Source organism: Salininema proteolyticum, from assembly GCF_042685645.1.
Classification (GTDB): Bacteria; Actinomycetota; Actinomycetes; order Mycobacteriales; family Micromonosporaceae; genus Salininema; species Salininema proteolyticum.
Genome location: NZ_JBHUNX010000001.1, coordinates 3,697,870 through 3,716,075 on the forward strand (window position 1 = coordinate 3,697,870; position 18,206 = coordinate 3,716,075).

Consider the following 18,206-nt stretch of genomic DNA (forward strand, 5'->3'; position numbering starts at 1 on the left):
CGCCCCCTCGGTCTCAGGTGCGTGCGGTGTTGTCAGGTGTGTGCGGTTGGACCGCGGCCGATCGAGGGCCGCCTGGAGAGGACCCGTTCGGCTCCGGGCCCCGTCGAGGACGGACTCGAGTCGGCGGTGGGCCGACCGCGGAGAAGCCCCCGCGTCCCGCATTCAGAGGACGGGTGCCGCCGGGAAAGGTGGGCGCCGTCCGGCAATACGGGCGACCCCAGTGTCCTACGCGGCTGGTTCGGGCACCGTCGGCCTTAGAGCGGGCCGCGGCCGGCGCGGAGGATCAGCATGGCGATGTTGGTGCCGTCGGCGCCGAGGGCGGTGCCGTACTTGTCGAGGATGGCGCGCTCGCGGTTCAACACGAGGCGGGTCCCGCCGTTGGCCATGCGGATCTGGCCGATGCGCTGGGAGACGGCGGCGCGCTCCTTCCACAGGCGGATGAGCTCGGAGTCCATGCGGTCGATCTGCCCCCGGAGCTCTTCCAGCTCGGCCTGGGCGTCGGTCTGGGTCTCGGTCGATTCGGCGGTGGCGTCAGTGGCCATGAGGGTTGTCCTTCCTTGAGCCGACGTGGTGTCGATCATTGGTCTTCAGTGTCGATTTGTGCGTCTTCGTCCGGCTCCGGTCGGGTCCCAGGGACAGAAAAAGCCCCGGGCGATCCGCCCGGGGCTGAGGTTTTTCGGCAAGCGCGACTACCTACAGCTCGGGACGGCCCGGCCATAGTAAAAGTAAAATCGCGCGTTGCTGTGCATGAGTGAAAGTATGCCACAAGGATCGGCGGAAGACCAGGGCGTGCGCCACACCGCGTCACCGTCGGCCGCGTGCGTTGCCTCACACGGTGCGGGGACGGTCGGTCGGGCAGGCGCCGCCCGGTCACGAAGGAACGGAAGGACGGGATGCGGGACTCCGTGGCACCGCTCGGTCCGGCGCCACAGTCCATGACAGCCCGGATCGGCTCCGACCCCCGGCACGCAAAGAGGCCCGGGAGCACTCCCGGGCCTCTGACGACCGTATCGGTCGGGGAAGGGCGCTTAAGCGCTGGCTCCCCAGTCGCCGGCCGTGTTGTTCTTGCGGCGCATGAGCACCAGGGTCACCACACCGGCGGCCAGGAGGACCGCGCCGATGCCGCCGATGGCGGCGTAGGAGGTGCCGGTGACGGGCAGCTTCGGAGTGGTGTCCTCGGGGATCTCGACGCCGAAGGAGAGCTCGACCTCGACGGTCTGCTCGAGGGTCTCGGCCAGGATGATGCGCTGGCCCTCGACGGAGGCCGCCTTGGAGGTGGAGACGTCGCCCGACTGCTCGTCGGTGGCCTCGAAGGTGCGGCCGACGGGGAACTGCTTGACGAAGTCCGTGATGTCGAGCGCGAACTCGCTGTTCTCGTCGACGTCGGTCTTGGCGTAGAAGGTGAGGCCGTCGGTCAGCTCGGTGACCTCGTTGCCGTCCCCGTCGACGATCTCGACGTTCTCGGGCGCCTCGAAGCCGAGCGGTCCGATGTTGGTGCCGACCGTGTAGGGGCCGGCCTGTCCGTCGGCGTACTCGGCCGCGGACTCGTCGATGTCGAACTGCGGGTCGGTGACCGGCTCCGGAACGGTCTCGTCGACGCCGCCCAGGTAGTCGTGGACGGCGGTGACGGCCGCGTCGACCTGCTCGTCGGAGCTGGTGGTCGAGTCGGCGTCCAGCTCGAATCCATCGGTCAGGCTCCAGATCGCGCCCTGGGTTCCGGCGTAGGCGATCTTCGCCTTGACGTCGTCGCTCCACTCGTCGGCGGCCTCGACGCCGGCGTCCGCGAACACGGTGTCGGCGTCATTGGGGCCGAAGCCGGAGTAGAGGACGGCGAGGACCTGGTCGAGGTTCTCGACGTCCTGGCCGAGCTCGTCCCAGTCGGACTCCTCGTGGATCTTGTCGGTCTGCAGCGCGTTCTCGATCTGAATGCAGTACGAGAGGAGGCTCTGGCCTTCCAGCTCAATGGAGATCACGCTGGCGATCTGAGACCCGCCCCCGGCGGAGTTGAGGGTCAGAGCGTTCTCGTTGTCAGTGAAGACCGGGCCGCGGGCGGGCTGGTCGTCGTCTTGTGCTTGGGCGGTGCCGGCAGCTCCGAAGGCCAGGGCGAGGCCTGCGGCAGCGGCACCTACTTTCAATGAACGTTTGAACATCCGGTGATGCCCCTTATTAAGAGTGATACGGGAGGGTTATGAGAGGTTCCTACATCCGAAGACACGTCAGGGAGCGCGTTCCGGTTGCGGAACTCCTATGAATATTCTGAAGTACGCGGACGAACGAATCGCACGGGGGTGCTTTCCGGTGGGGCTCTTGCGTGTCCCCGCGACCGCGCAGAGTTGGGGCCGCTACCCCGCGCGACCCCAACAGCCAGTACCAATACACGAAGGAAACTGGAAGTCCTGAGACTATCAGCGTTGCGCCGCAAAGGGAAGACAGGAGGCGAACGAATCTCGAAATACCATCGGGGGATCCCGTGGCAATGTGATTGGGCCCCAAGCATTCTAACAAATCGATACCCGTACGACCGTGGATTCATCGGAGATTCGACGCCCATGGCCGGTCGGTGACATGCCGAGTAGGGACAAAAGTCCGCGGCATTGCCCCTACCGAGAAGGCAGGGCAACGCCGCGGACCGGGTTTTCGGTGAATCATGCGGCACGGTGCCGCTCAGGCCCGCTCACGCGGAGCCTCGGGGCTACTCCCAGACGGTGTCCCCGCTCCCGGAGTTCCTGCGGCGCATGAGGACCATGGCCACGACGCCGGCGGTGAGCAGGAGGGCGGCCGCGCCGATGGTGAAGCCCATGGACGTGCCGGTCACCGGAAGGCGCTCGGTCTCGGGGACCTGGGCACCCTCGGGCAGCTCGAGCTCGAAGGCCCACCTGGCGGGGACCTCCGCGGGACGGGGCTCGGCGAGGATCAGCTTCTGCGACGTCTCCATGTCGGCGGCCCGGGAGTGGTTCGAGCGGTCGGAGCGGACGGCCTCCTCGGAGCTGGCCAGGAAGACCCGCCCGACGGGGATGTCGTAGGAGGCCAGGCCCTCGATGACGATGGACTCCGAGGCGGCGTCCAGCTCGATGTAGAACTCGCCGCCGTCGGAGAGGCTCTCGACGGCCTCGCCCTCGGCGTCGACCAGGTTTCCGCCCTCGGCGCTCAGCTCGACGTCTCCGACGTTACTGCGCATGACGTAGGGGCCGAAGCGACCGTCCTCATAGGAGGCCTCTTCGACGTTCTCCAGGTTGATGGTGAAGGTGTCGGGGTCCGGCACGGATCCGGCGTTCTCCAAGAGGTGGTCGTACACCGCGCGGACGGCCTCGTTCTCGGCATCGCTGCCGTCCAGGACGGGCTCGTCGTCCAGCGCCGCCAGCTCGAAGCCGTCGGTGAAGTGCCATACGGCGGCCTGCACTCCGGCGAAGGCGGCCATGACGGCCTCCTCGTCGGAGAAGGACCCCTCGAAGCCCGCCGCGTTGAGCGTCTCCTCGGCTCCGGCGTTGGGGTAGGCGTTGAGCAGGACCCAGCGGACCGACTCGAGGTTGGGGACGTTCGACTCCTCCCAGTCGCCCTCCACGTAGGGCCGGTCGGTCGACAGGGACGTCGGAAGGTCGATGCAGTAGGCGGTCAGGGCCTCGCCGTCGGGCCCGTCGGGGTAGAGGTAGATGAGGTCGGCAGCGGCCTTCCAGTCCTCCATGGCGTTGTCCTCGCCGGTGGGGGCGGTGCCTTGGAGGACGAGGCCGTCCTCGGTCTCGACGTTGGAGGTCTCCGGCTCTTCCTCTTGGGCCTGGGCGGCTGCTCCCAGACCGGCGGAGATCGCGAGGGCCGTCGCGGCGCTCGCCCAGCGGATCCCTTTGATCCTGGTCTTTCTCATGTGGTGCCTCCGTGACTCTCCTCCCGGGCCGCGGCCCGGGTCTTGCCATCCGGCCCCCTGGCGGGACCGGAACGCAGTACTCCCTCGCGGTTTCCTGCCGCTTCCTCCTTCTCCGACCGGCCGGCGCCGAGGTCTCCGGAGGCTGACACCGCGTGTGCCGCGGCGTGCGGGCGGACTTCCGGCGATTGCCGTTCCGTCCCCCGCACTGTGCTCAACGAGAGGCGGAGACGGGGTGAGACGGCCTCTCATACTTATGATTTGACGGACTGTCCGAAAGTACGATCGGACCATCGGGTGAAATGGGGCCTCAGCAGGCACTTTATGAATCTTATTCTGATATTTCGGATCGGTGCGCGCTAACCCTAAGGGCCCCTTGGTCTCCGATGTCCACAGGTGGAGCGGATCCTGTGGACGGACTGGTGGGGGCCGAGGCCGACCTCGGCCACTCGCCATCGATCGGCCGACACGGGCGGGAGGACGGCATCTATAGTCGGAACCATGCCAATCTCCACAGCCGCCGCACGCGGAATCACAGACGAGTTCAACCGCCGCCGCGGTCCCAAGACGGGCTTGGTCGTCGGCGCCAAATGGGGCGACTCGGTACTCGAGTCGGCCTTGGAAAGCCTCATGCCGGACGACAGGCTCACCGTCGTCACGCCGAGCGTCGACGACGTGCGGATCGGGCTGGACAAGGAGGGCTCCTGGGCGGCCGGCAACGTCGACGTCCACCACAAGCTCGCCGACGCGGGCCAGGTCGACCACGTCATGCTGGCCGAGCCGGTGACGGTGGACGCGGAGGCCTTCGTCGACGACGTGGAGTCGCTGAAGGAGAAGGTGAACGCGGGCGGCACCCTGACGTTCGCCGCCACGCTGACCGCCCCGGCGCGCGAGGAGATCGCCGAGCTGGTGGCGGACTATGGCATCGGTTCGGACCTGATCCTGCGCTCGATGCCGCCGCTTCGGATCCACAAGCTGCGCTTCACGTCGACGGGCGTGCGGCAGGCCTTCGGCTCGGAGGTCCCCACCGAGGACAAAGAGGACGCCGCCGAGATCCTCCCCGCCTGGCGCGCCTCGTCGGTGCCGCTGACCCCCGGCATGCACATCGACTCCAACGGCGTCATCGCCGCCGGCCTGTTCGCGGGAGCAGCGTGGGGCCTGAAGAAGCTGCGCCCGCAGTCGAAGGCGTGGATGGCCCCGGCCGCCCTGGCGCTTCCCGTCGCCGCGTTCTTCCGCGACCCGCAGCGCCCGGCCGACATGTCCGGCGGCGACCTGGAGGTGGACACCCTGCTGGCCGCCTCCGACGGCGCCGTGACCGGCATCGAGCCGGTCGTGGACGAGCGCTTCGGCGCCGCGACCGGGACCGCCGGCAGCGAATGGCTGCGGATCTCGGTGTTCCTCTCGGTGCTGGACGTGCACATCAACCGCGCCCCGGCCACCGGCGAGGTCGTCGACATCTTCACCGAGTCGGGCGGGTTCGTGAACGCGATGAAGCCGGAGTCGGAGCACAACGCGGCCTGCTACACGGTCATCGACACCGCCCGCGGCCGCATCGCCGTGGCGCAGAGGACGGGCATGATCGCGCGCCGCATCGTCAACCGCGCCAAGATCGGGGCGACGGTCGCCAAGGGCGAGCGCTACGGCCTCATCCGCTTCGGTTCCCGCACGGACGTCTACCTGCCGCAGGGCGAGGTCGAGCCGCTGGTCGAGCCGGGCGACAAGGTCAAGGGCGGAGAGACGGCCCTGGCCCGCTGGATCTGATCCGCAGGGACGCGAGAGGGCTCGCGGGTACTTCCCGTCCGATGGCGCGGAGAGGCGCCGGCCGACCGGAATCTTGCTGAGAAATGGAAGGGGAGGAGCGCTTCGCGCTCCTCCCCTTCCGTGTGACCGGAGAGAGGCCGGTGCGGCCGGTGCGGCCGGTGCGGCCGGTGCGGCCGGTGCGGCCGGTGCGGCCGGTCGCCTAGCGTCCGGCGGTCGCCGGTTCCGGCTCCGGAACCGTCTCCGACCGGTCGGCCTGGACCTGCGGAGGGGCGTGCCGGAGCGCGAGGACGACGCCGATCCCGGTGACGCCCAGCCCGATCCAGGTCGCCACGGGGACGGTTTCGCCGAACATCGCCCACGCCCACAGGGCCGACACCGGCGGCGTCAGGTAGAGCAGGGTTCCGACGGCGGTGGGTCCGTTGCGGTGCACGACGACCCAGTAGGTGCCGTAGCCGCCGATGGCCGCCGGCAGCACGACCCAGGCGACCGAGCCCCAGAAGGCGGGCGTCATCGGCGGAGCGAGCTCGCCCAGGAGGGTCGCCGCAGAGGTGAACCCGAGGGCCGCGACGGTGAACTGCACGGCGATGGCGTCCACGGGCGAGAGGCTGGCGGGCCTGGTGCGCCGTTCCAGCAGCGTCGCGGCCACCAGGCTGAGCATGCCGCCCAGGGGAAGGGCGAAGGCCCACAGCGGGGCTCCGCCGGCGGAGTAGTCGCCGCCGACGACTATGGCGACGCCTCCGAAGCCCACGGCCAGGCCCAGGACCTGAAGTCTTCCGACGGGCTGGGCCAGGATGAAGTAGGCGGCGATCGCGGTGACGACCGGCTGGAGGCTCGCGATCAGGGCGTTGGTGCCGGCGGCGACCCCCTGTTCGGCGGCGGCCACGACGCCGGTGAGGTACAGGACCTGCCCGAGGAGGCCGACGACGGCGTGGACGGCGACGTCCCCGGCCCGGAAGCGGCGCCGCCGCCACCAGAGCCAGGCCGCCGCGGGCAGTGCCAGGACGATGAATCGCCATGTCAGCAGCTGAAGAGCGGAGGCGTGCCGGGTGCCCAGCTCGGCTCCGACGAATCCTGAGCTCCAGAAGACGACGAAGAGCGCCGCCCAGAGTTTGTCGCTTCGGTTCACGGGGACTCCTTGTGTATACAGACCGGTCTAGGTACCCTAGCTAGACCGGTCTGTATACTTCCAGTCTAATTTTTCATCGGAGGCGTTCATGGAGGACACGGCGGCACCGAAGCTGACCTACGCGGCGCGCAGGATCCTGGAGACCGCCGCGGTCCTGTTCTACGACAACGGGATCAACTCGATCGGGGTGGACCGGATCGCGGCGGAGTCGGGGGTCACGAAGAAGACCATCTACGACCGGTTCGGGTCGAAGGACAAGCTGATCGCCGAGTACCTGCGCCGGCGCAGCGAGAAGTGGAAGCGGGAGTACGTCGACGCGGCCATCGCCGAGGCACCGGGCCCGCGCGAGGCCGTGGTGGCGGTGTTCGACGCCCTCCAGTCGTGGATCGGGGAGATGGGCGACCGCGGCTGCGCCATGGTCAACGCCCGCGCCGAGCTGGCCGACGACGGCCACCCGAGCAGGGCCCTGGCCGAGGAGCAGAAGCGCTGGCTGCTGAGGCGATTCGAGGGGCTGCTGGCGGAGGCCGGGATCCCCGAGCCCTCCGAGAAGGCGGCCGAGCTCCTCCTGCTGCACGAGGGCGCCCTGGTGATGCGACATCTCAACGCCCTGCCCGAGGGGATAGGGACGGCGCGCCGGGCGGCCGAGAGGCTCGTGGCCGGCTGAGCGGGGCCCGCGTCGCTCGCCAGCGCCCGCCGGAGTCGCTGATTGTCGTCCGGGGACGGAAAAGGGCCCTCCCGAAGGAAGGGCCCGGAGGCTGGGGAAGCGCCGCGCTCAGGCGAGCAGCGGCTCTCCGTCCTCGTCCTCCCTGGTGCGCCGCGTCGCGATCCAGAGGATCGGGCCGGCGGCCAGGTAGGACCACACGAGCGTGTAGAACGTCCACTCGTGCGCGAAGTACATTCCGGCGGCCGGGATGATCCACAGCCACACCGGGAGCTTGGCGATCTGCCCGAGCTTCGGGTAGGGGAACGGCGAGACCATGAACACCGCCAGGGTCACCGCCATGAGCGCGCTGGCCGCGATGGGGGTGTCCAGCAGGAGGACCGACAGGGTCGTCACCGCGGCGGCCAGCGTGGTCGGGATGCCGGAGAAGTAGCGCCCGTCCTTGGGGGAGACGTTGAAGCGCGCCAGGCGGATCGCCGCGCAGGCTCCGAAGGCCACGGAGACGGCAAGCAGCACCGGCTCGGGCAGGACGCCGGTCATCCAGGCGTGGAAGAGCACCGGGGCGGCGACGCCGAAGGCGCACATGTCGGCGAGGGAGTCCATCTGGGCGCCGAAGGGACTGGCGACCCCGAAGCGGCGCGCGACGGGTCCGTCGAGGCCGTCGGCGATCACGCACCCGGCGAGCGCCATCGCCGCGCCCATGACATTGCCGCCCGTCGCGAGGACGATCGACGCCAGGGCGAGCGCGATGGAGGTGACGGTGAAGCCGTTGGCGAGGGCGAAGAAGAGGCGCCGGGTGAGCGTCGGCTCGCCGGGGAGCAGGGGGATCGGCTCCGGCGGCGTCATCGTGTCGGCCGGCGGTCGCGGGCGCGGGGCGGGGACCCGGGATCCGGCCATCGGATGAGCGATGCGGTGGGCGACGGCGCGGACGCGGCGGGGCTTGGCGGGCCTGCGTCTGGTGGTCGCCGGACGGTTTCTCTTCCAGGGGGCCTTCGGGAGCACGGCTCCTCCTTAATGATCAATGAACTCCACGACAATAGCAATGGCCGTCGCGGGATCGGCCGGACTCCCGGGCGAGGAGTACCGCCGGTCATGCGACACGGCGTCCTTGCCGTTGCCGGTGAACGGAATCGGGCGTTCTTCGGGCGTTCTTCGCCCGCCGTTCGCGGAGTGCTCGGGTATCGATGGTAACCGTGTCCGGCCATACAGGAGAAGGGGCGTCGGCGCTCACAGCCGGGCCGGCCGGCCGTTCCGCCCGGTGAGGCGGCCGCCGGGGGCCCGTGCGGAGCGGACCGGCGGCGCCCGGTGAGACGGTCGCCGCAGTCCCGGGCGGAGGGGCCTGCGGCGCGCCCGCGCCGAGTCTCGGACGCGGCGGGGCGGGCCGGTGCGCTCTGCGGGGCCGTCAGGCGAAGAGGCGCCGGTTGAGCGGCCCGTCCTCGTCGAGGATGCCCAGGGCGTCCTCGACCGCCGCGGAGACGGGAAGTCCCCGCAGTTCCGAAGCTTGGAACCAGCGGCTCTGGCTGGTGGATCCCCCGGCGGTCTCCACGACGTGGGCCTGCGAGGGGTCCTCGACGGAGGCCGCATAGATGGCACGGACGCCGTGCCAGTCGAGGGGCGCGCCCTCGGGCCCGATGGCGCGGCGGTGGCGGAAGGAGGTCACGCCGAGCAGAGCGTCTACCGAGGCGCGCTGGCCGGTCTCCTCCCAGACTTCGCGGACGACGGCCTCGGCCGGGGCCTCTCCGAAGTCCACTCCCCCGCCGGGCAGGTGCCAGGTGCCGCCTCCGGGGTAGCCCTCGGTGATCTGGGCCAGGAGGATGCGCCCGTCGGCGTCGCTGACGACGCCGTAGGCGCCGAAGCGCTGTCCGCGGCGGCGCCGGCCCTTCTTGGCCTTGGACGGCGGTGTGGGTCGGACCGGCTCTTTGCGGTCCTTGGTGATCTCGCCGGCGAGGCGCTCGTCGCGGGCGCCGAGCACGGCGGAGACGAACGGGGAGTGGGCCTCGGCCAGGGCGCGTTCGGGAGAGACCCATTCGGCGGTGAAGGGGCCTTTGCCCTCGGGCGTCCCGTTCCCGGCGCGCATGCCGAAGACGACGGCGTTGGTGTGCGTCTCCTTCTTGGCGATGGCCACCGCGGCGAGGGGCCTCTCTACCGCACAGGGGATTCCGACTTCGGAAGTGACGAGGCGGTCGGCCGCCTCGGAGGGGGCCTCCCCGTGGTCGATGACTCCGCCCGGCAGGTGCCAGGGGCCGTGACTTCCTTTCGAGTGCCGGCGCCTGGTCAGAAGCAGGCGCCCCTCATCGTCGCGTACCTCCCCGTACGCTGCTATCCGGAATTGCATACATCAACTCTACGTCGCCGTCGGTGATAAAACTCTTCCTCAAATAAGGAGAGCCGCCGGCGCCCGGCGGGCGCTCGGCGGCGTCAGGGCCTGCGGAGGGCCCCTACTCCCACTCGATGGTCCCCGGGGGCTTGGAGGTCACGTCGAGCGTGACCCGGTTGACCTCCGGGACCTCGTTGGTGATGCGGGTGGAGATCTTGGCGAGCAGTTCGTAGGGCAGTCTCGACCAGTCGGCGGTCATGGCGTCCTCGCTGCTCACCGGCCGCAGGACGATCGGGTGGCCGTAGGTGCGGCCGTCGCCCTGGACTCCGACGGAGCGGACGTCGGCCAGCAGCACGACCGGGAACTGCCAGACCGAGCGGTCCAGGCCGGCGGCGCGGAGTTCGGCGCGGGCGATGGCGTCGGCGGCGCGCAGCGTCTCGAGGCGCTCGCGGGTGACCTCGCCGACGATGCGGATTCCCAGGCCGGGCCCGGGGAAGGGCTGGCGCCAGACCATGGCCTCGGGCAGTCCCAGCTCGATGCCGATGGAGCGGACCTCGTCCTTGAACAGGGCGCGCAGGGGCTCGACCAGCTCGAACTTCATGTCCTCGGGGAGCCCGCCGACATTGTGGTGGCTCTTGATGTTGGCCGCTCCGGTGCCGCCACCGGACTCGACGACGTCGGGGTAGAGAGTCCCCTGGACGAGGTACTCGAATTCACCCTCGGAGGCGATGTCGCGGGCGGCCTGCTCGAAGGTGCGGATGAACTCGCGCCCGATGGCCTTGCGCTTCTCCTCGGGGTCGGTGACGCCCTTGAGCTCGGCGAGGAAGCGGTCGGAGACGTCGACGCCGCGGACGTCGATGCCGGTGAGCTGGGCGTAGTCGCCGAGGACCTGTTCGGCCTCGCCCTGGCGCAGCAGGCCGTGGTCGACGAAGACGCAGGTGAGCTGGTCGCCGACGGCCTTGTGGACGAGGGCGGCGGCGACGGAGGAGTCGACTCCGCCGGAGAGGGCGCACAGGACGCGCTTGTCGCCGACCTGGGCGCGGATCTTCTCGACCTGCTCGTCGATGATGTTGCTGAAGTTCCAGGAGGGCTTGAGCCCGGCGATCTCGTGGAGGAAGTGGCGCAGGACGGCCTGGCCGTGCGGCGTGTGGGCGACCTCGGGGTGGTACTGGACCCCGGCGAGGCGCCTGTCGAGGTTCTCGAAGGCGGCCACGGGCGTGGCCTCGGTGTGCGCGACGACCGTGAAGCCCTCGGGCGCGCCGGTGACGGAGTCGCCGTGGCTCATCCACACCGACTGGCTCTCGGGCAGGCCCTGGAGCAGGCAGGACTCGGCGTCGGAGCGCAGCTCGGTGCCGCCGTACTCGCTCTGGCCGGTCTTGGAGACGGTGCCGCCGAGGGCCTGCGTCATGGCCTGGAAGCCGTAGCAGATGCCGAAGACCGGCACGCCGGCCTCGAACAGGGCCGGATCGACCTGCGGGGCCCCGTCGGCGTAGACGCTCGACGGGCCTCCCGAGAGGATGATCGCGGACGGCTTCTTCGCCAGCATGTCGGAGACGGACGTGTGGGAGGGCACGATTTCGGAATACACCTGGGCTTCACGCACGCGCCGGGCGATGAGCTGCGCGTACTGTGCTCCGAAATCCACCACGAGTACCAGATCTTGCATTGTTCAAGGGTAACCCGAGCGGTCGTCCCCACCGGGAAGGCTGAGACGGGCCTAACGGGCCTCACCCGTTCGAACAGGGGTGTCTAGACTGTTCATGTGGTGAAGGCGGGTATTCGGACATCGGGCCGGCAGGTCTGGGACAACATCAAGCTGTGGACTCCCAGCGAGGTCACGCCCTTCCTCGCTGCCAAATGCGGCGCCGGGATCGTGGTGGCGATGGCCGTCACCCTCGTCCTCGGGACGCCACCGTGGTCGACGGCGCTGGTGATCGGCGCGTGGCTGGGCGGCGTGGGCCTCGTGACCCCCACGGCCCGCTCCACGGCGTCGACGCCCCTGCTGATCGGCGCGGTCGGCTCCCTGGTGGTCATGATCGGCGCGATCACCGACCCGGTGACGCTGATCGCCGCCTCGGCCGTGTTCGCCGTCGCCATGACCTATATCGGCACCCTGGGGCCCAACATCGGCGCCACCTCCATCACCATCGGCGTGGTCTTTTTCCTGGCCGACCAGGTGACGGTCGGCACGACCCCCTACACGGCGGCGCTCGCCGTCGCGGCCGGCTGCGCGATCCAGGCGCTGCTGACCTTCCTCCCGCCCTATCAGCGGTGGGTGACCGACCGGGCGCACCTGGCCGGGGCCTGGCGGGCGCTGGCCGACGAGGCCGAGGAGCTGTCCCGCAACCCCGACGCGCCGCTGACGCAGGCGGCGGTCGTCACCGCGACCGACCAGCTGGAGCACCGCCGCGCCCTGCCGGAGTCGATCCAGGCGGCCCGCAACCAGATCTACGAGATCGTCGGCGCCATCAACCGGGTCTCGGCGGCCCGGCGCCGGCTGAAGGCCTCCGAGAGCGACATGGCCGAGCTGTACGGCGACGCGCTGAAACTGGCCGCGCAGGTGCTGCGGACCTACGCCACGGCCATCACCGCGCGCAAGTCGGTGTCCCCGAACTGGGACGAGCTGCTGCGCAAGCTCGGCGAGCACCCGGTCGCCACGGCCACGGGCACCATCCCGCCCGAGATCGGCGGCCTCCTGCGCGTCCTGCACGACGCCGACGGCTACGCCGCCCGCATCATCTCCGGCGACGACGAGATCGTCTCCACCGCCGCCGTCGCCCACGTGCGCGACCAGGTCCGCGAGGGATTCCACAAGCTGCGCAAGGGCATGCACCTCTCCTCGCCGACGTTCCACCACGCCCTGCGCCACGGCCTGGTCGTCGTCTCGGCGCAGGCGATCGCCCTGTTCCTCTGGCCCGGGACGCACGGCTACTGGATCCCGCTGACCGCGTGGGTGGTCCTGCAGGCCGACTACGCAGGCACCCTCACCAGAGGCACCTCGCGAGCGCTCGGCACTGCCGCCGGCGTCGCCGTGGCCTCCGGCCTGGCGATCGTCGTCCCGCACACCACCGTGGCCGTCAGCGTCATGGTCATGTTCTGGGCCATGGTCGCCTACCTCTCCCGCCCGGTGTCGATGATGCTGTGGAACGCCGCCGTCGGCGCCTACACGGTCTTCCAGATCGACTTGACGGGCGTGGACGTGGAGGCCGCCGCCTGGGAGCGTGTCAGCGCCACACTGGTCGGCGCCGGACTGGCCCTGCTGCTGTACCTGGTCACGCCCACTTGGCAGACGAAGCGGCTGGGCGACCTCCTCGGCGACCTCATCGACTCCTACCGCGACTACGCGCGCATGGTGCTCGACCGCCAGGCCCACCCCTCCGACTACGACGGGCGGCTCATGAACGACCTCGTCGACGCGGTACGCCAGAACAGGCAGAACGTGAGGGTGGCGACCGAGCAGGCGGCTGCCGAACCGGTCGGCGGGCGGCTGGAGTCGACCGACGTGGTCGGCGTCGAGGACGCCCTCAACCGGGCGGCGCGGGCGCTGATCGCCATCAACGGCGACACCGAGCGCACCGACACGGCCGACATCCCGGGCATCGACGACTTCGCCGCGTCCATCGACGGCGTCTACATGCGACTGTCGGCGCTGGCCCGCGGTGAGCGCCCGCCCTCGAACGGTTACGACCTCGAAGGGGCCGTGGCGAATCTGAACCAGAGCCTCTCCGAGGGGCCGTCGGCCACCGCCGGCCGCCGCAACGTCCTCCGCTGGGAAGTGGAGAACCTGGTCGAGGCCCTCGAGGACGCCGCGGTCCTGCTCTCCTCTGGATCCCAACTGTAAACACTCCGAAATCCCTTCGCCTGCGCGGCAAGGGTTTCCCCCATTGCGCCATTCGCCCGACGGTCAGTAACTTCGTATGCCATCGGCACTGCTACTGATCGATATCTTGATCACTATCCGGTAGGTGCCGTTCACACAACAGGAACGGAATCACTCAATGCACAACGCCAAGAATGGGCACGGCACCAGAAAGAAGTGGCGCACCGCCGCGGTCGCGGGCTCCGCGCTCGCGGTCGCGGCGGTCTCGGTCCCGCTGGCCTCCAACGCCTTCGCCGAGTCGCCGGTGGAGATCCTCGGAGCCGAGAGCGACTCGGTCGTCGAGGGCCGCTACATCGCGGTGCTCGACGACCGCGCCGCTCAGGGCGTCTCGGCGGTCACCTCGCTCGCGGACGACCTCACCTCCGATGTGGACGTCAACCAGGTCTACTCCAGCGCCGTCGAGGGCTTCTCGTTCTCCGGCAGCCTGGACGAGGCCGAGGACCTCGCCCGCGAGGGCGATGTCGCCTATGTCGAGGCCGTCCAGCGCGTCAAGGTCAGCGACACGCAGGAGAACCCCCCGAACTGGGGCAGCGACCGGCTGGACCAGCGGGAGCTGCCGCTGGACGACTCCTTCACCCGCCCCGACTCGGCGGGAGAGGGCGTGACCGCCTACGTTCTCGACACCGGCATCAACCCCGACCACGAGGAGTTCGGCGACCGCGCCGAGATGGGCCCCTCGTTCGCCGGCGAAGAGGACTCGACCGACTGCCACGGCCACGGCACCCACGTCGCGGGCACCGTCGCCGGCGAGCGGTACGGCGTCGCCCCCGAGGCGGACGTCGTCGGTGTCCAGGTCCTCGACTGCAGCGGTTACGGCACGACCGACAACATCGTCGCCGCCGTCGACTGGGTCGCCACCGAGGGCGAGCGCCCCGCCGTCCTCAACATGAGCCTCGGCGGCCCCTCCGACGGCACCGACCAGGCCTACTCCGACGCCATCGACAACGCGATCGCCGAGGGCGTGACCGTGGTCGTCGCCGCCGGCAACGAAGGCGACGACGCCTGCGGCTACGCCCCGGCCCGCTTCGAGTCCGCCATCACCGTCGGCAACTCCACCGACGAGGACGCCCGCTACACCGGGCGCGGGGAGTCGAACTACGGCGAGTGCGTCGACGTGTTCGCACCGGGCACCGACATCCTCTCGGCCCGCCACGACTCGGACTCCGAGGTCGTGGCCTTGACCGGAACCTCCATGGCCTCGCCGCACGTCGCCGGCGTCGCCGCCCTGGTCCTGGGCGAGGACCCCTCGGCCTCCCCTGACGAGGTTCGCGACTCGATCCTCGACAACGCCATCGAGGACGCCCTCACCGACGTCGGTGAGGGGTCTCCGAACCTCTTGGCCAACACCGAGTTTTTGAACTAGGTGAATGTTTCCCGTCGGTGCCGCGCGGAGCGTCGGCGGCCTGGTGTTCTACGCAAGGGGCGGAATCGTGTCCCAGCACGCCGTCTCCGCCCTTTCGCGCGGTCGGACGTCCGCCAGGACGCCTCGACCACGCGAAAGAACAGATCCGACGCACTGGGACACGATTCCGCGCTCACCACCGACAGGAAGCAACCAACTAGGCCCGGGGCCGCCCCCTCCGAGCGGCCGGACCGGGAACCGTCCCCGGGGCCCGCGGCGAGAGCCCGGGCCCCTTTTCCGTTGGGGCCGTTCCACCATGCGAAACGAATGCCGCGACTACCCCGCGTGGTTTCACGGGTTGTCCGAATCCTTATCCTTCCGTTATGAAACCGTGCCCTCGTATGCATATCCTGTAACAATCGGAACTCGATGCGGGAGTCGGCGATGAGCGACAGGGGAGAACTGGCCGCGGCCATAGTCAAGGGCGCCGCGAACCTGGAGACCATGTACGTTTCCGGCCCTGCCGGCATAGGGAAGACCACCCTCCTCGGCGAGGTCGTCGACCGGCTCGCCGGAGAGTTCCGGCTCCTCCAGGCCTGCCCGACGCGCAGCGAGCGTCATCTGCCCGGCGTCGTCCTCATCGACCTCCTGACCGAGCTGCGGCCGCTGGTGGACCGTCTCAAGCCCGAGCACGCCGAGAGCATCTCGCAGCTGTTGAAGGGCACGGCGCCGCCCGACCGGATGCCGCTGTTCCTGGCGACGGTCGAGCTCCTCTCCGTCGCCTCGGCTTCGCGCCCCCTCCTGATCGTCCTGGACGACGCGCAGTGGACCGACGAGTCCAGCGCCGAGGTCCTCTCCTACGTCGCCCGGCGCACCGACCGCTTCCGCGGTTCGCTGCTGATCGCCGAGCGCGCCGGGACCGAGTCCGTCGTCCATCCCGCCGGGGCCTCGCACTTCGAGCTGGAACCGATGCGGGACGAGGAGATCGCGGCGATCCTCTCCGGACAGCGCGCGAACATCTCCGCCGCCGACCGCGACCACATTCTCGCGACGGCGGGAGGAAACCCGCTGCACGCCATCGAGTGCGCGAACTTCCTCTCGCGGCACGGGCGGCGTCCGCTCCCCCGCCACCTGGACGACCTGATCAGCGCCCGCATCAGCCCGCACAGCGAGGACACCAAGTGGGCCCTGCTGGTGGCCTCCCTCTCCACCCATCCCACGCTCGACATGCTGCAGGCATGCGACGCGCTGCCGGAAAACTGCCTAGAGCCGGCGGAGCTGTCGGACACGGTCACGATCGACGCCAACGGTGCGATCCGGTTCCGGCACCCGCTGCTGCCCGAGCTGGTCCAGTCCACGGCGACCTCGTCGCAGAAGAGGCGCGCCCACGCGGCGCTGGCCGGCGCGGTGGACGATCCCGTCGCCCGGGCCCGCCACGCCGTGCTGTCCGCCGCCACCGCCGACGAGGAGACCGCGGCGGCCGCCGAGGGGGCCGCCGCCCAGGCTTCGTCGCGGGGGGCGCCCGCAGAAGCCGCGCAGCTGGTCGAGCTGGCCGCGTGCCGGACCCCGTCGGCCTGCGAGCGCGACCGGCGCCGGCTCCGGGCCGCCGAGTACCACCTCCACTCGGGCAATGAGGAGCGTTCCCACCAACTGGCGGCCGAGGTCGCCGACGGCGACTTCCCGGACCTGCGCTTCCAGGCGGGGCTGCTGCTCTACGACCTGGCGGGGCAGAACATCGGCAAGGCGCGCAGGCACCTGCAGAACGCGGCCCCCGACGCCGCCGGAGACCCCCGGCGCGAGACCGAGCTGTCCCTTCACCTGGCCGAGCTGTCCTATTACGACCGGGACTTCGCGGCGTCGGTCCACCACGCCAAGGAGGCGCTGGTGCGCGCCGAGGCTCAGCAGGACGACTACTTCGTGCTGCGGGCGCTGACGGTCTCCTCCGCCGCGGCGGACGACGCCGATCCCGAAGCGCAGGTCGCTGATCTCGAACGGGCGAACGCGATCGCCTCGTCCCTGCCGCTGGATCCCCGGACCGTCGAGGCCCGCCAGTTGTGGTGCACGTCGAATCTCTTCCGCGGCGAGGGCCGCACCGCCCGCGAGGCGATCGTCGCCCTCGAGGAGGAGGTCCGGCGCACCAACCAGCTCTCCCTGCTGCGCCAGATTCTGGTCTCCTCGGCCACCATCTACTACCGCACCGGGGACTGCGGCCGTTCTCTGGCGGCGGGGCGGGAGTGCGCCGAGTTGACCGAGGGCACCGACCTCGCCTGCGTCGGCCAGTCCATGGCCGCCCAGACCGAGTGGGCCGGCGGTTCGTTCGACTCCGCGATAGCGAACGCCCACATGGCCATCGCCTCCTGCAAGGACGCCGGCGACCAGGAGTGGCTCGACCTCTCCTACGCCGTGCTCGGGCTGTCGCACTCGGCCAAGGGCGACCACGCCGAGGCCGTGGAGGCCTTCACCCGCGCGCACCACATGGAGAAGCTCAACCGGCACACGGAGCCGGCCGTCTTCCCCTGGCACACCGACCACATCGCGTCCCTTGCCGCCACGGGGCGGATGTCCGAGGCCACCGCCCAGACCAGGGCGCTGGAACGGCGCATTCGCGAGCACGACCGCCCGTTCCTGCGGCTGCCGCTGGCGCGGGCGAAGGCGTCGTGCCAGGCGGCGGCCGGGGAGCTGGACTCGGCGCACAAGGGGCTGAGCCGCGCGCTCAAGGAGTACACCGACGCCGAGCCGTTGGAGAAGGCGCGGTCTCATCTGGCCTTGGCGCGCATCGCGCTCCGGCTGCGGCGGCGCAGCGCCGCGAACGCCTCTTTCCACCATGCCGCCGAGAGGTTCGCCGAGCTGCGGGCCCGTCCGTGGGTCGCGGTCGCCAAGCGCCACATCGAGGAGGGCGGCGCCATGGAGACCGCTCCGCAGATGACGGCGACGGACCGGCGGATCGTGGAGCTGGTCGCGGCGGGCCTGACCAACGCCGACATCTCGGCCAACCTCTTCCTGTCGGTCAAGGCCATCGAGGGCCGCCTGACCAAGCTGTACCGGAAGTTCAACGTCAACAACCGGGCCGAGCTGGTGGCCCGGGTCCGGGGCTGACGGCTCGGACCGCCGAGCCCCGGACTCTCAGACGGCGCCTGGAGTCCGGAACCGACCGACTCCCTTTCCGCGCGGCCCTGCGGGGCGCCGATCCGCGTGCCGGAGGCGCGGTTCGCCTCCCGTCGCGGCCGACGCCCCGCAGGGCGGCCCGGTCGGTTACTCCGGCC

The 18,206-nt window shown here is 70.3% G+C and carries 12 protein-coding genes; 5 read left to right on the forward strand and 7 right to left on the reverse strand.

The features are described 5' to 3' along the window. Positions 1-254 precede the first annotated feature (254 nt). The 3 genes from ACFTE1_RS17165 to ACFTE1_RS17175 form a co-directional block, all read right to left on the reverse strand. The gene (locus tag ACFTE1_RS17165; protein WP_380624196.1) at positions 255-542 is read right to left on the reverse strand and encodes a chorismate mutase; all 288 of its coding nucleotides are present in this window, start codon (positions 540-542) and stop codon (positions 255-257) included. Positions 543-1,028: 486 nt separating this feature from the next. Then, positions 1,029-2,150: a thioester domain-containing protein gene (locus ACFTE1_RS17170; RefSeq protein WP_380624194.1), complete on the reverse strand. Its 1,122-nt coding sequence runs from the start codon at positions 2,148-2,150 to the stop codon at positions 1,029-1,031. A 542-nt stretch (positions 2,151-2,692) separates the two neighbouring features. Continuing rightward, positions 2,693-3,859: a thioester domain-containing protein gene (locus ACFTE1_RS17175; RefSeq protein ID WP_380624192.1), complete on the reverse strand. Its 1,167-nt coding sequence runs from the start codon at positions 3,857-3,859 to the stop codon at positions 2,693-2,695. A 498-nt stretch (positions 3,860-4,357) separates the two neighbouring features. Here ACFTE1_RS17175 and ACFTE1_RS17180 point away from each other — a divergent pair, with 498 nt between their 5' ends. Beyond that, complete coding sequence (locus ACFTE1_RS17180) at positions 4,358-5,617, forward strand: phosphatidylserine decarboxylase (RefSeq protein ID WP_380624190.1); 1,260 nt, start codon at positions 4,358-4,360, stop codon at positions 5,615-5,617. Between the two features lie 199 nt (positions 5,618-5,816). Here ACFTE1_RS17180 and ACFTE1_RS17185 read toward each other — a convergent pair whose 3' ends face one another. After that, positions 5,817-6,743, reverse strand: a complete 927-nt coding sequence (locus ACFTE1_RS17185; protein WP_380624188.1) for a DMT family transporter — start codon at positions 6,741-6,743, stop codon at positions 5,817-5,819. Between the two features lie 88 nt (positions 6,744-6,831). On the opposite strand from ACFTE1_RS17185, the gene ACFTE1_RS17190 reads away from it, so the two are divergent. Beyond that, on the forward strand, positions 6,832-7,407 hold the full coding sequence (locus ACFTE1_RS17190; RefSeq protein ID WP_380624186.1) for a TetR/AcrR family transcriptional regulator: 576 nt from the start codon (positions 6,832-6,834) through the stop codon (positions 7,405-7,407). A 108-nt stretch (positions 7,408-7,515) separates the two neighbouring features. On the opposite strand, the gene ACFTE1_RS17195 is transcribed toward ACFTE1_RS17190, so the two are convergent. From ACFTE1_RS17195 to guaA, 3 genes are all read right to left on the reverse strand, one after another. After that, positions 7,516-8,406 (reverse strand): CDP-alcohol phosphatidyltransferase family protein, encoded by an 891-nt coding sequence (locus ACFTE1_RS17195; protein ID WP_380624184.1) that lies wholly within the window; start codon positions 8,404-8,406, stop codon positions 7,516-7,518. 400 nt (positions 8,407-8,806) lie between these two features. After that, a complete protein-coding gene (locus ACFTE1_RS17200) occupies positions 8,807-9,739 on the reverse strand; it encodes an NUDIX hydrolase (RefSeq protein WP_380624182.1) in 933 nt (310 codons plus the stop codon). A 103-nt stretch (positions 9,740-9,842) separates the two neighbouring features. Beyond that, entirely contained in the window at positions 9,843-11,387 is a 1,545-nt protein-coding gene (gene guaA / locus ACFTE1_RS17205; RefSeq protein ID WP_380624180.1) for a glutamine-hydrolyzing GMP synthase, read from the reverse strand. A 96-nt stretch (positions 11,388-11,483) separates the two neighbouring features. Here guaA and ACFTE1_RS17210 point away from each other — a divergent pair, with 96 nt between their 5' ends. The 3 genes from ACFTE1_RS17210 to ACFTE1_RS17220 all read left to right on the forward strand — a co-directional run bounded on the left by ACFTE1_RS17210 (position 11,484) and on the right by ACFTE1_RS17220 (position 18,039). Then, positions 11,484-13,562, forward strand: a complete 2,079-nt coding sequence (locus ACFTE1_RS17210; RefSeq protein ID WP_380624178.1) for an FUSC family protein — start codon at positions 11,484-11,486, stop codon at positions 13,560-13,562. Between the two features lie 157 nt (positions 13,563-13,719). Next, positions 13,720-14,964 carry a S8 family peptidase gene (locus tag ACFTE1_RS17215; protein WP_380624176.1) on the forward strand — a complete coding sequence of 415 codons (1,245 nt, stop codon included), beginning with the start codon at positions 13,720-13,722 and terminating at the stop codon, positions 14,962-14,964. A gap of 423 nt (positions 14,965-15,387) precedes the next feature. Next, entirely contained in the window at positions 15,388-18,039 is a 2,652-nt protein-coding gene (locus tag ACFTE1_RS17220) for a helix-turn-helix transcriptional regulator (RefSeq protein ID WP_380624174.1), read from the forward strand. Positions 18,040-18,206 lie beyond the last annotated feature (167 nt).